General features: G+C 70.2%; 15 protein-coding genes. 2 read left to right on the forward strand and 13 right to left on the reverse strand.

Going from position 1 to position 12,538, the window contains the following annotated elements; translation table 11 throughout:
- Window positions 1–2: 2 nt before the first annotated feature.
- A complete protein-coding gene (gene rlmB, locus WCE37_RS10015; protein WP_343279234.1) occupies window positions 3–761 on the forward strand; it encodes a 23S rRNA (guanosine(2251)-2'-O)-methyltransferase RlmB in 759 nt (252 codons plus the stop codon).
- Window positions 762–885: 124 nt separating this feature from the next.
- On the opposite strand, the gene rnt is transcribed toward rlmB, so the two are convergent.
- The 11 genes from rnt to WCE37_RS10070 all read right to left on the reverse strand — a co-directional run bounded on the left by rnt (window position 886) and on the right by WCE37_RS10070 (window position 10,022).
- Window positions 886–1,512: a ribonuclease T gene (gene rnt, locus WCE37_RS10020; RefSeq protein ID WP_343279430.1), complete on the reverse strand. Its 627-nt coding sequence runs from the start codon at window positions 1,510–1,512 to the stop codon at window positions 886–888.
- A 106-nt stretch (window positions 1,513–1,618) separates the two neighbouring features.
- A complete protein-coding gene (locus tag WCE37_RS10025; RefSeq protein ID WP_343279235.1) occupies window positions 1,619–2,410 on the reverse strand; it encodes a putative DNA-binding domain-containing protein in 792 nt (263 codons plus the stop codon).
- 40 nt (window positions 2,411–2,450) lie between these two features.
- Window positions 2,451–3,311 (reverse strand): DUF692 domain-containing protein, encoded by an 861-nt coding sequence (locus WCE37_RS10030; RefSeq protein WP_343279236.1) that lies wholly within the window; start codon window positions 3,309–3,311, stop codon window positions 2,451–2,453.
- Window positions 3,312–3,359: 48 nt separating this feature from the next.
- Window positions 3,360–3,809 carry a hypothetical protein gene (locus WCE37_RS10035; protein ID WP_343279237.1) on the reverse strand — a complete coding sequence of 150 codons (450 nt, stop codon included), beginning with the start codon at window positions 3,807–3,809 and terminating at the stop codon, window positions 3,360–3,362.
- 94 nt (window positions 3,810–3,903) lie between these two features.
- Window positions 3,904–4,608 carry a phosphate signaling complex protein PhoU gene (gene phoU, locus WCE37_RS10040; RefSeq protein WP_343279238.1) on the reverse strand — a complete coding sequence of 235 codons (705 nt, stop codon included), beginning with the start codon at window positions 4,606–4,608 and terminating at the stop codon, window positions 3,904–3,906.
- Window positions 4,605–5,441: a phosphate ABC transporter ATP-binding protein PstB gene (gene pstB, locus WCE37_RS10045; RefSeq protein ID WP_343255245.1), complete on the reverse strand. Its 837-nt coding sequence runs from the start codon at window positions 5,439–5,441 to the stop codon at window positions 4,605–4,607. The genes phoU and pstB overlap by 4 nt, the downstream gene beginning before the upstream one ends.
- A gap of 34 nt (window positions 5,442–5,475) precedes the next feature.
- Entirely contained in the window at window positions 5,476–6,363 is an 888-nt protein-coding gene (gene pstA / locus WCE37_RS10050; RefSeq protein ID WP_343279239.1) for a phosphate ABC transporter permease PstA, read from the reverse strand.
- Entirely contained in the window at window positions 6,363–7,331 is a 969-nt protein-coding gene (gene pstC / locus WCE37_RS10055; RefSeq protein WP_343279240.1) for a phosphate ABC transporter permease subunit PstC, read from the reverse strand. The genes pstA and pstC overlap by 1 nt, the downstream gene beginning before the upstream one ends.
- 52 nt (window positions 7,332–7,383) lie before the next feature.
- Entirely contained in the window at window positions 7,384–8,439 is a 1,056-nt protein-coding gene (gene pstS, locus WCE37_RS10060) for a phosphate ABC transporter substrate-binding protein PstS (protein WP_343279241.1), read from the reverse strand.
- 302 nt (window positions 8,440–8,741) lie between these two features.
- Complete coding sequence (locus WCE37_RS10065; protein ID WP_343279242.1) at window positions 8,742–9,674, reverse strand: restriction endonuclease; 933 nt, start codon at window positions 9,672–9,674, stop codon at window positions 8,742–8,744.
- A 72-nt stretch (window positions 9,675–9,746) separates the two neighbouring features.
- Entirely contained in the window at window positions 9,747–10,022 is a 276-nt protein-coding gene (locus WCE37_RS10070; RefSeq protein WP_343279243.1) for a polyhydroxyalkanoic acid system family protein, read from the reverse strand.
- Between the two features lie 83 nt (window positions 10,023–10,105).
- Here WCE37_RS10070 and WCE37_RS10075 point away from each other — a divergent pair, with 83 nt between their 5' ends.
- The gene (locus tag WCE37_RS10075; protein WP_343279244.1) at window positions 10,106–10,885 is read left to right on the forward strand and encodes an FHA domain-containing protein; all 780 of its coding nucleotides are present in this window, start codon (window positions 10,106–10,108) and stop codon (window positions 10,883–10,885) included.
- Here the strand turns inward: WCE37_RS10075 and WCE37_RS10080 are convergent.
- Together WCE37_RS10080 and msrP are read right to left on the reverse strand one after the other, a co-directional pair.
- Window positions 10,859–11,500: a protein-methionine-sulfoxide reductase heme-binding subunit MsrQ gene (locus WCE37_RS10080; protein WP_343279431.1), complete on the reverse strand. Its 642-nt coding sequence runs from the start codon at window positions 11,498–11,500 to the stop codon at window positions 10,859–10,861. The genes WCE37_RS10075 and WCE37_RS10080 overlap by 27 nt on opposite strands.
- Window positions 11,501–11,544: 44 nt before the next feature.
- Window positions 11,545–12,516 carry a protein-methionine-sulfoxide reductase catalytic subunit MsrP gene (gene msrP / locus WCE37_RS10085; RefSeq protein WP_343279245.1) on the reverse strand — a complete coding sequence of 324 codons (972 nt, stop codon included), beginning with the start codon at window positions 12,514–12,516 and terminating at the stop codon, window positions 11,545–11,547.
- Window positions 12,517–12,538 lie beyond the last annotated feature (22 nt).

Raw genomic sequence — 12,538 nt, forward strand, 5'->3', positions numbered from 1 at the left:
CGATGGGCAACAAGCAGAACCAGTGGATCGTCGGCATCAATGCCGTCGCATCGGCCGTGGAACATGACGCCGACAACGTGCGTGAAGTCCTCCTCGAGGCCGGCGCGAAGAATCCGCGTATCGGCACGATCGAAGAAGAGGCCCGTCGCCGCGGTATCGAGGTGCGTCGCGTCGCGCAGAACGCGCTGGACGGGGTCGCCGGTGGCCTGCGCCACCAGGGGGCCGTGGCGCGCTACGCCGCGGCCAGGACCTTCGACGAGGACGACCTACCGGGGCTGGTCGAGGCCGCCGAAGGCCGCGCGCTGGTGCTGGTGCTCGACGGCGTGCAGGACCCGCACAACCTCGGCGCCTGCCTGCGCAGCGCCGCGGCTGCCGGCGTCACCGCCGTGGTCATCCCCAGGGACAAGGCGGTACAGGTCAACGCCACCGTGCGCAAGACGTCCGCCGGCGCCGCCGACAGCATCGCGGTGGTGCGCGTGACCAACCTGTCCCGCACCCTGCGCGAGCTGCAGAAGCAGGGCGTCTGGATCTACGGCCTGGCCGGCGACGCCAGCGCGTCGCTCTATGGCATCGATCTGCGCGGCAATGTCGCACTGGTGCTGGGCGGCGAAGGCGAGGGCCTGCGTCGCCTCACCCGCGAACACTGCGACGAACTCGTCGCCTTGCCGATGCCGGGCGCGAACGAGGCCGGCGTCGACAGCCTGAACGTCTCGGTGGCGGCGGGCGTGTGCCTGTTCGAGGCGGTGCGCCAGCGGCTCTGACCGCCGCTGTCCGAGTCGTGTGCCTCGGCCGAATTCGCGCAATCCGCGCAAATCGGTCGCTGAAAAAAGCTCTTGCCCGATACGTGCAAATCAGTGGCAAGGCTATTCGCAGCTGCAGCGGCTGCTACAGAAGATCGGGCGGCTGCGGATTGGCGGGCGGCGTGGCATGCCGCCCCCAGCCATTGGCGATTGTGCAGAACAGCTGCGCCGTGCGCTCGGTGTCGTAGACCGCGGAATGCGCCTCGTCGCTGTTCCATTCCATGCCCGCGGCCTGCACCGCGCGCGCCAGCACCGTCTGCCCGTAGGCCAGGCCGGCCATGGTCACGGTGTCGAACACGCTGAAGGGATGGAAGGGATTGCGCTTGTGTTCACTGCGGGCGACCGCGGCGTTGACGAAGTTGAGGTCGAAGTGGGCGTTGTGCCCGACCAGGATCGCGCGCTGGCAGGCGTGCTTGCGCACCGCGGTGCGCACCGCGGAAAAGACGTGGTCTAGCGCGTCGCTTTCGGACTTGGCGAAGCGGAACGGATGGTCGAGGTCGATGCCGGTGATCTGCAGCGACTTCGGGTCGATGTCGGTACCCGGCGCGGGTACCACATGCGCGCTGGCGCCTTCACCGAGGACGTAGCGGCCCTGGTCGTCGAGGTCGATCGGCATCACCGCGATCTCGAGCAGCGCGTGGCGGTTCCAGTCGAAGCCCCCGGTTTCGACGTCGACCACCACGGGCAGGTAGCCGCGGAAACGGGACGACATCGGGGCGAAGGCGGGGTCGGCCGCGGAGGGCTCGGGCGGAGGCGTGGGCAGGGTGGTCACCGGCGCTAGTCTATCCGAGTGCGGCCGACCGGCCGCTGGCGGATTTTCAGCTGCGTACGCCGGCGACGATGCCCTCGCCGTGCCAGCGCAGGAGCATCGCGCAGCCCTGGTCGATGAAGGCGGCATCCGCAGGGCTGCCGGCTTCCGCCGCCAGCGCTTCCAGCTGGGCGCGACCGTCGAGCGCGGGCGCTTCGTCCAGGCGCTGCAGCAGCCGCCAGGCCAGCGGGCTGGGCGCGTGGAAACGCACGCGGCCACCGGCGCCGCGATGCAGCAGCAGCAGGGTCGGCGTGGCCGGCGGCTCGACCGGCAGCATGCCAGGCCCGATGCGATGCACCGGCCAGGCGTAGGCCAGCGGCCACGCGAGCGGCGAGAGCAGGGGACGCCCGGCCAGGAGCGCGGCCGCGACGTCGGTGCCGGGGGCATCGAGCGGGTCATGGGCGATGTCGTCCACGCGCGCCTGGCTGATCTGCAAGGCCAGCTCGATCCACTCGTAGTGCGCCAGCTCCGGCAGCCAGGGCTCGCGCCCGCCGCTGGCTTCAAGATAGCGCAGGAATTCGCGCGGCAGCTCGGGGAACAGCGGGGTGCGACAGCCGTGGTCGCGGTAGAAGTCGCGGACCAGGGCGGGCCATGCGCTGCCGCGGATGCGGCGGATCACCGGGAAGTTGCCCGCCAGCAGCCGCGACACGTTGTTGAAGAACAGGTCGCGATAGACCTGCATCCTGCGCGCGTCGATGCCGGGCGGCGCTGGATGACGGTCGGGGTCGCGGATGTGGGCGGTGAAGGCGTCCTGCTGCGCGCGCAGGGCGTCGCTGGCGGCGAGACCGCCCGGCCCCGCCACCGCTCTGGCCTCGGTGGGCGCAGTACCGGGAGCGGTGTCTTCAGGCCACACGGCGGTAGGCCGGTGTCGCGGCAAGGTGTCCACGCACGGTGTCGAGTTCACCCATGAGTTCGTCGAACGGCGGGAAGTCGAAGTCGCGTTCGAGCAGCGTGGGCCGCGGGCCGAACAGGGCATAGGCCTGGGACAGCAGCGCCCAGACCGGGTCGGCCACCGCCGCGCCATGGGTATCGATCTTGAGTCCGGGCGCTTCATCGCGATGGCCGGCAACGTGGATGCAGGCAATCCGCCCGCCCGGCAGCCCGCGCAGGAAGGCGAGCGCGTCGTAACCATGGTTGGTGGCGTTGACGACGATGTTGTTCACGTCCAGCAGCAGGTCGCAGTCGGCTTCTGCAAGCACGGCGTTGACGAACTCGAGCTCGGTCAGTGCGTGCGTACCCGCACCCGGCGGAATGGCGGCGTAGTACGAGATGTTCTCCACCGCGATGCGCCGGCCGAGGATGTCCTGGGCGCGGCGGATGCGCGCGGCCACATGCCGCACCGCTTCGTCGCTGAAGGGCAGGGGCAAGAGGTCGTAGAGCTGGCCGAGGCTGTCGTCGCAGGCGCTGAGGTGCTCGCTGTAGAGCGGCGCGCGATGCGCATCGAGGAACCGGCGCAGCTGGTGCAGGAAGGACTCGGCCAGCGGCGCCGGGCCGCCGAGCGACAGCGACAGGCCGTGGCATGCGAGCGGATGGCGCGAAGCGAGCTCGGCGAAGGCCTCGCCCGGCGCGCCGCCGACACCGATCCAGTTTTCGGGCGCTGCTTCGAGGAAATCGAAGCTGCCCGGCGGCGCGGCGCGCAGCTCGGGCAGCAGGGCGCGGCGCAGGCCGAGGCCGACGGCGCGCGGATGCAGCGGGACGGTCATGGCCGGTGGCTGCGCGGCGGGTGGCCGCGCATCCGCATCACCCATGGATCAGGCCGCGCCGCCGCAGGCGCCGGAGCCGCCGCACTTGCCTTCGCCGCACTTGCCCTCTTGCGCGGCCTTGTCGGTGTCGGCGTCCGCGTCGGACCCGGCTTTTTTTGCGGCGTGGTGGGCGTCGTGCTCGGCCTTGTCGACGAAGCCGTCGCCGTTGCCGTCCATCGCGCTGAAGTAGGAGGCGTCCTTTTCCGGATGGCTGGTGGCGAACTCCTCGGCGGAGATGCGGCCGTCGCCATCGCTGTCGGCGTGGGACATGCCGCAGCGGCCTTCGCCTGCCTTGGCTTCGGTGGCGGCTTCGGTGGCGGCGGCGTCCTGGCTGGCGTTGGCGGACACCATGTAGCCGCTGGCGAGCGGCGTCATCGCGAATGCGGCGCCGGAAAGTGCCAGGCCGCCCAGCGTGGCGGCTACCGCGAGGGCGACGGGCTTTGCAGGTGACTTCGACATGCTGGCGTTCTCCTGTTCCGCGGCAGGAGGCCGCGGGGCGCCAAGTATGCCGCAGGGCGCACGGTGCAGTGCAGCAACGGCGCGGGTGCCGGATTCAGGTCTGGGTGTTGGTGTCGTCGGCCTTTTCGCGCGGCGGCAGGTTGTCGTCGCCATAGGCCATGAACCAGATGTTCTCGGCGATGTTGGTGGCGTGGTCGCCGATGCGCTCGAGGTTCTTTGCCATGAACAGCAGGTGGGTGCAGCCGGTGATGGCGCGCGCGTCTTCCATCATGTAGGTCAGGAGTTCGCGGAACAGGCGCGTGTATTCGGCGTCGAGCGCGGCGTCGGTGTCGCGGACCATTTGCGCCGCCTCGGGATCGTGCGTGCGGTAGGCCTCGAGCACCCTGCGCACCTGGCGCACGGCCAGCGCGCCGAGGTGGGCGAGGCCGCCGGCGACCGGCAGCGCCGGCGCCTGGTTGAGCGCGATCGATCGCTTGGCGATGTTGGCCGCATAGTCGCCGATGCGCTCGATGTCGGAGACGATGCGCAGTGCAGCCAGCACTTCGCGAAGGTCGCGCGCCAGCGGGCCGCGCAGCGAGAGCTTCATCACGTCCTGGCTGACCACGCGCTCGATGTCGTCGATGGCCTCGTCATTGGCGACGATGTGGCCGGCGGCGCGGTCATCGCGACGCTCGACCACGTCGAGCGCGGCTTCGAGCTGCGCCACTGACAGCTCGCCCATGCGCAGGATCTCGCCGATCAGGCGCTCGCGCTCCTCGTCGTGGCTGCGAACGATGTGGTCGTGGGGCTGGTTGTTCATCCGAACCGTCCGGTGATGTAGTCCTCGGTCTGGCGCTTCGAGGGATTGGAGAAGATGGTCTCGGTGCTGTCGTGTTCGACCAGGTCGCCAAGGTACATGAAGGCCGTGTAGTCCGAGACCCGCGCGGCCTGCTGCATGTTGTGGGTGACGATGACGATGGTGTAATCGAGCTTCAGCTCCTCGATCAGCTGCTCGATGCGGCTGGTCGAGATCGGGTCGAGCGCCGAAGTCGGCTCGTCGAGCAGCAGCACTTCGGGGCGCAGCGCGACGGCGCGCGCGATGCACAGGCGCTGCTGCTGGCCGCCGGACAGGCCGAGCGCGCTCTGCCCGAGCTTGTCCTTGACCTCGTCCCAGAGCGCGCCCTGGCGCAGCGCGGATTCCACCCGGTCGTCCATGTCCGCCTTCGACACCTTCTCGTGGTGGCGGATGGCGTAGGCGATGTTCTCGTAGATGGTCATCGGGAACGGCACCGGCTTCTGGAACACCATGCCGACCTTCGAGCGCAGGCGGTTCATCGCGTACTTCGGCGACAGGATGTCCTCGCCGTCGAGCAGGATGCTGCCGCTGGCCACCTGGCCCGGATACAGCGCGTAGATGCGGTTGAAAACGCGCAGGAGCGTCGACTTTCCGCAGCCCGAGGGGCCGATCAGCGCGGTCACGCGCTTCTCCGGGATGTCCATGGCCACGCCCTTGATGGCGTGGAAGCTGCCGTAGTGGAAGTCGAGGTCGCGCACCGACAGCTTCACCGGCGCCGGCGGGGCGGCGGCACGACGCGTGGGCGAGGTGGACAGCGTGGCGCGTCCGTGCCCGGCGGGGACATGGTTGGCATTCATCGGCGGGGTCCGGGGAGGAGTCGAGGTCATGGAATCAGTCATTGGGGATGCGGTTCCGCGCCAGCACCGCGCGCGCGCCGAGGCTGATCAGCAGCACGAAGGCAGTGAGCACCAGGGCGCCGGCCCAGGCCAGGTCCTGCCAGCTTTCGTAGGGGCTGCCGGCGAACTGGTACATCACCACCGGCACGCTGGCCATCGGCTGCATGATGTTGCTGTTCCAGTACAGGTTGCCGAAGGCGGTGAACAGCAGCGGCGCGGTCTCGCCGCTGATCCGGGCCAGGGCCAGCAGGATGCCGGTGACGATGCCCGCCGAAGCGCTGCGATAGAGCACCTGCACGGTCACTTTCCACTGCGGCACCCCGAGCGACAGCGCGGCCTCGCGCATCTGCGTCGGCACCAGGCGCAGCATCTCGTCGGTGGTGCGCAGGACCACCGGCAGCACGATGAAGGCCAGCGCCACCGAGCCCGCGAGCGCGGAGAAGCCACCGCCGCCGTACATCACCAGCAGGGTGTACACGAACAGGCCGAGCACGATCGACGGCGCCGACAGCAGGATGTCGTTGACGAAGCGCACGACCGTGGCGGTGCGGCTGTTGGCGCCGTACTCGGCCAGCCACGTGCCCGCGGCCACGCCCAGCGGTGCACCGATCAGGATCGCCAGACCGCACATCACCGCCGAGCCGAACAGCGCGTTGCGCAGGCCGCCCTCGGCCATGGGCGGCGGCGTGTCCCGGGTGAACAGGCTGACGTTGATGCCGCTGATGCCCTTGGACACCAGGGTCCACAGGATCCAGGCCAGGAACACCAGGCCGATCACTGCCGCCACGCACGACAGCGAGAGCGTGACCGCGTTGATGATGCGGCGGCGAAGGTAGAGCTGCCGCGCGCCGCGCGACAGCGGCACCGGGCTTGCGGCGGCCATCAGTTGCCCTCCCTGCGCGCCAGCCGGGCCAGCATCAGCCGCGCCAGCGACAGCACCACGAAGGTGACGATGAACAGCACGAAGCCCAGCAGCAGCAGCGCCGAACGGTAGGTGTCGGTGGCCTCGCCGAAGTCATTGGCGATCAGCGCGGCGATGGTGGTGCCTGGCTCCAGCAGCGACGGCGTCAGGCGCACGCTGTTGCCGACGACGAAGGCGACCGCCATGGTCTCGCCCAGCGCGCGGCCGAGGCCGAGGAAGATGCCGCCGATCACCGCCGAGCGCGTATAGGGCAGGACGATGTCCCAGCACACTTCCCAGCGCGTGGAGCCGAGCGCGTAGGCCGACTCCTTGAGCCGGGTGGGCACGGTCAGGAACACTTCGCGCATCACCGAAGTGATGAAGGGCACCACCATGATCGCCAGCACCAGGCCGGCCGTGAGGATGCCGATGCCCAGCGGCGGGCCGCGGAACAGCATGCCCAGGCCCGGCACGTTGCCGAGGTGTTCGTTGAGCCAGGGCGTGACGTGCGTGGTCATCACCGGCACCAGCACGAACAGGCCCCACATGCCGTAGATGATCGAAGGGATGCCGGCCAGCAGCTCGATCGCCGCGCTCACCGGCCCGCGCAGCCAGCGCGGCGCGACTTCGGTCAGGAACACCGCGATGCCGAAGCTGATGGGCACCGCAAGCAGCATCGCGATGATGGCGGTGACCACGGTGCCGTAGATCGGCGCCAGCGCGCCGTAGCGGTTCTCGACCGGGTTCCACTCCGCCGAGAGGAAGAACGACAGGCCCTGGGACTGCAGGGCTTCGCGGCCGCCCCAGAGCATCGAGAGCGCCGCGCTGGCGAGCGCCAGCAGCACGAAGGCCACGGTGCCGACGAGGGCGTAGCGGAACCAGCGGTCGGCGCGGGCGTCGCGCAGGTCGCGTTGGCCGGGGGTGTTGGCTGGCAGGGTGGAAGCGTTCATCGGCGTCCCGGAGCTGTGGGCGCCCGCCGCGGCTGCGGCGGGCACGAAGGCCTCAGTTGAACTCGGCGGCCCAGTACGCCTCGACCTGTGCAACGAGCTCTGCCGGCAGGGGCACGTAGTGGAGCTCGCTGGCCTGCGCCTGGCCGGATTCGAAGGCCCACTTGAAGAAGTCACGCGTCGCCTGGCTGCGCGCCGGATCCGCCGGCTGCCTGGGCATCAGCATGAAGTTGGTGGCGGTGATCGGCCACGAGTCCGCGCCCGGGGCGTCGGTGATCACCAGGTTGAAGTCGCTGGCCGAAGCCCAATCGGCGGTGCGCGCCGCGGCGGCGAAGCTTTCCGCGCCGGGTTCGACGAAGTTGCCGGCCGCGTTCTGCATCGAGGCGTAGGGCATGGTGTTCTGCAGCGCGTAGGCAAGCTCGACATAGCCGATCGCGCCCTTGATCTGCTGCACGTAGGACGCCACGCCTTCGTTGCCCTTGCCGCCGACGCCCAGCGGCCAGGCGACCGAGGTGCCTTCGCCGACCTGCTGCTGCCACTCGGTGCTGACCTTGGACAGGTAGTTGGTGAAGTTGAAGCTGGTGCCCGAGCCGTCGGAGCGGTGGACGATGCTGATCTTGACGTCCGGCAGGGCCAGGCCCGGGTTGACCGCGGCGATTTCGGCGGCGTTCCAGTTCGCGACCTTGCCCAGGAAGATGTCCGCCAGCAGCGGGCCGGTGAGCTTCAGCTCGCCCGGCGCGAGGCCGTCGACGTTGACCACCGGGACCACGCCGCCGATCGCCGAGGGGAACTGCACCAGGTCGGCCTCGACCAGCTCCGCGGTCGACAGCGGCTTGTCGCTGGACCCGAAGTCGACGGTGCCCTGCTTGACCTGGGCGATGCCGCCGCCGGAACCGATGGACTGGTAGTTGACCTGGTTGCCGGTGGCGGCGTTGTAGTCGGCGGACCACTTCGACACCAGCGGGTAGATGAAGGAGGCGCCGGCACCCGACACCTGGTTGGCGCCGCCGTTGCCGACGGCCGCCGGATCGCTGCCGGACGGCTGGCAAGCCGCGGCCAGCAGGGCCGTGGCGAGCGCAAGGGAGGCGAGACGCAGCTTGGAAGGAGTCATGGTGGGGATTCCGTTGTGGGCAGGCGCCGTATTCGGCGTACGCACATTGGATGATGTTTTTGTGACAGCTTCATGACTGCTGCCCGCGAACCTGAACGCCAGGGTCGGGCGCGAAAAAAAGCCGGGCCCGTTCGGACCCGGCAAGCAGCGCAGGTATCTGGAGAGGAGGAGGACGCGGCGGACGGCCGCATCGCGCAGTGGAGGCGCGTGCAGGACGAGGCCCGGGCACTATTCCAGCGGCGAGGGGTGACCCGATGGTGTCCGAACGATGACGGTCCGGTGACAACCGGGCAGGAGGCGCCTCAGTAGCTGCGGCACTGCCGGAAGCGGACGGCGCGGCCGCTGTCGAGCGGGGGCGTGAGCTGGATGCGCGACGAGGCCAGCGCCGGATAGCGCTCCACGAGCGGGCAGATGGCCGTGAAAGGCTCCCCTTCGCCGCCGGACGACAGAACTTCCAGCGTCGAACTGCTGGTCCAGAAGGCCCTGGATATTCCGGGCAGCGTCGCGATGGCGGCGGCCAGCTCCCGGCGCTCCGCCTGGAGCGTGGCGGCATCCGGCTCGCCCGCCGGGGTGGCCGGTTCCGCGGTAGCCGTCCCGGCGGCTGCATCCGCGGGAACGCCTGCGGCGGGAGCCACGGTGGCAGCGGACGGCCGCGTTGCGGGCAGCAGGCTGAACACCGCCACGCCTGCGATCAGGGCCAGCAGCCAACCTGCCAGGCTGCGCTCGCGCGCGCGCTTGGCGGAGGCCTTTTCCATCGGAGCAAGCGTCGGCGCCGGCATCAGCGGCCGGAGTTCGGGCCACAGGGTCGCGCCGTCCAGCAGCTCCACGGCCTGGCCGTGCGCAGTCCGGCGGGCGTCGTCGTCGATGCGCCCCTGGGTCACCAGCAGTCCGCCCACGGCACCGGCCAGGCCCATGGCCGCGGTCAGCTCGTTGACGGCAGCGCGCCCGAGCACGAACGCGCTGCCGTGCTTGGTCGACAGCAGCCAGTGGTCGCCGTTGCGGACCAGGATGTGGTCACTCTCGCCGGAGGGCGCCTCGCGGTCCACCAGGCGGTGGTATCCGCGGCGCGACAGGGCTTCGAGCACGATGCGGATGAATTCGCGCCACGACATTGCCGACAGCGCGGTGATCCCGGCGGCGGTTTCGTCACGGCGGCGCAGTGGACCTTGCGCCAGCCAAGTGGCGGCCGCCCCGATTGCGAGCACGACGACGATTGCCAGCGCCCATTTCAACATGTGTCCCGCCCCTGTCCCCGGAACCCCAAGGATAGACCCACGCGCGCGCGGTTGGCGGCCGGCGTGCCGCGCTCAGCCGAAGTGCTTGCCCAGCACGCGCCGGATTTCCGACTCGATCGGACCCTGCATCGCCGCGAACAGGAAGCCGAGCTGCGCGCGCACCTGGACTTCGCCGGGTTGCAGCGAGATGGTCCCGTCCACGCCCGCGCGGCTGAAGCCGAGCACGTCGCCCTGCCACCGGCAGTCCACCCCGAAGCGCTCGATCAGCTTGTCGGCGACCTGCTGCACGGCGTCGCGCGCGCCCGCCATGGACAGCTGGTGCGGGTGGTGGATGTCGATGTCGGCCATGAGCTGCTCCGTGTGTTTGGACCGACATTCTGGAGGCGGCGGCGGCTCGATCCAAGCGTGGCGCGTGATAGATTCCACCGCGCATGGACACTCTCAGGCTGCGCTTCGATTCCACCGGCGACGACTACCCCCTGGCCGTCGGCGTGCACGGCATCGGGCGAGGCGCTGGCGACGCCACGCTCGGCCCGGTGCATGACGCCGCCATCGTGAACTTCTGCGTCGACCGCCGTGGCGTCTGGCTCACCGTCCCCGAAGGCACGCGCGGCGTGCACGTCAACGGCCGCCCGGTGCAGCGCATGGCAATGCTGCGCGTGGGCGATGCGGTGTTCGTGGACGGCAGCGGCATGCGCCTGGTCGCACCGCAAGCGCCGCGGCAGCCGGAGGGCGGTTTCGGCGACAGCACCGGAGAAGCTGGCGACGTGCGCGTGGTGCTGCGCGGGGTCGGCGGCCATTACCACGGGCGCAGCTTCACGCTCGAGCGCCCGCGCCTGGTCGGGCGCGCACCCGAGGCCGACATCCGCATCGACGAAGCCGCGTTTTCCGAGCGCCATGCCCGCCTGGAGATGCTGCGTGGCGAAGTGGTGCTGCGCGACCTTGGCTCGGCCGAGGGCAGCCAGGTCAACGGCGAGCCGGTGCGTGACGTGGTGCTGCGTCCCGGCGACCAGGTGGTGTTCGACGCCCATCATCGCTTCGTGCTCGAGGCGCCGACCGGTGCGCGAGGGGATTCCAGGGCCGAGGCCGCTCCCGCCGAGGCACCGGCGGCCGGCGGGCGCGGCGGCGCCATGCGTTTGCCATGGCTGCTGGTCACGGCCCTGGTGCTGGCGGGACTGCTGGCGCTACTGCTGCTGTTCGGTACCGGCTGAAGCCCGGGCCGGCGACGGCGGCGCGCTTCGCCGGCGCCGCCGGGCAAGCCGCCATCCCAGCAGGACGGCGAGGATCGCCGCGTACAGCAGCGGCTCGCGGACATCGGACTTCACCACCCACCAGAAATGCAGCACCGCAAGCGTCGCGATGACGTAGACCAGGCGATGCAGCCGTCCCCAGTTCCTGCCCAGCCGCCGCATCCAGCCGCGGGTCGAGGTCAGCGCCAGCGGAACCAGCAGCAGCCAGGCCGCGAAGCCCACCGTGATGTAGGGCCGCTCGACGATTTCCATCAGCACCTGGGCCCACCAGCCACGCAGGTCGAGCACCAGGTAAGCGCTGAAGTGCAGGCTGGCGTAGGCGAATGCGTACAGCCCGAGCATGCGCCGGAAGCGCAGCAGCACCGGCTGCTGCAGGAGCTGGCGCAGGGGCGTCACCGCCAGCGTGGCGAGCAGCAGGCGCAACGCCCACAGCCCGAGCTCGTGTTCGATCGCGGCCACCGGGTCGGCACCGAGTGCGTCGATATCGGCGCCGCTGCCCACCTGCCAGGCCTGCCAGACGAGCAGCGCCAGCGGCGTCAGCGCGAGCGCGTGGACGCCGGCCTTGGCCGCGACCAGGCCAGGACCGCTGCGCGGAGCATTCCGCGCCCCGCCGGGCGCGTTCAATACCAGCGTGCCAGGTCCATGCCCTGGTACAGCGAAGCGACCTGTTCGGCGTAGCCGTTGAAGGGGCGCGTGGCCATGCGGTCGGCGAACAGCCGGTTGCCGTCGCCGGCAATCCGCCGCTCGCTCGCCTGGCTCCAGCGCGGGTGGTCGACGGCCGGATTCACGTTGGCGAAGAAGCCGTACTCGCGCGGCTGCATGTCGTTCCATGCGGTGGCCGGAGCCTTGCGGGTGAACCTGATCGCGACGATCGACTTGATGCCCTTGAAGCCGTACTTCCATGGCACTACCAGGCGCAGCGGTGCACCGTTCTGCTGCGGCAAGGGCTTGCCGTACATGCCCGTGGCCAGCAGGGTGAGCGGATGCATGGCTTCGTCGATGCGCAGGCCCTCGCGGTAGGGCCAGTCGATGATCGGCGCGCGCACGCCCGGCATCTGCCGCGGGTCGGCGAGGCTGGTGAAGGCGACGTACTTCGCGTCCGAGGTCGGCTCGAAGCGCCTGAGCACTTCGCCCAGCGGCACGCCCAGCCAGGGGATCACCATCGACCAGCCTTCAACGCAGCGCATGCGGTAGGTGCGTTCTTCCGGCACCAGGCCCTTGAGCAGGGTCTCCAGCGGCACCGTGCCCGGGCGGGCGCACTCGCCGGAAACCGCCACCGACCACGGTGATGTCACCAGCGTCCTTGCCGCGCGCGACGGATCGGCCTTGCCGCTGCCGAACTCGTAGAAGTTGTTGTAGCCGGTGGCGTCTTCGTAGCGGGTCAGGGGCTCGTCGGTGTCGAAGCCGGTGCGCGCGCCGGTGCCGGCGGTGCGCGGGACGTCCACCGGTGGTGGCGGCTCGGCGCCGCGGCAGCCGGCCGCGAGCAGGGCGGGCGACAGCGCAAGCATCTGCAGCAATCGGCGCCGGTCGCGGTAGACGGCCTCGTCGGTGAGTGGCTCGCCGGGAAGCCGCGCGTACTGGTAGCGGGACATGTCCGCATCTCGCCTTGGGGGA

The sequence above is a fragment of the Luteimonas sp. MJ250 genome (assembly GCF_039548455.1).
Classification (GTDB): Bacteria; Pseudomonadota; Gammaproteobacteria; order Xanthomonadales; family Xanthomonadaceae; genus Luteimonas.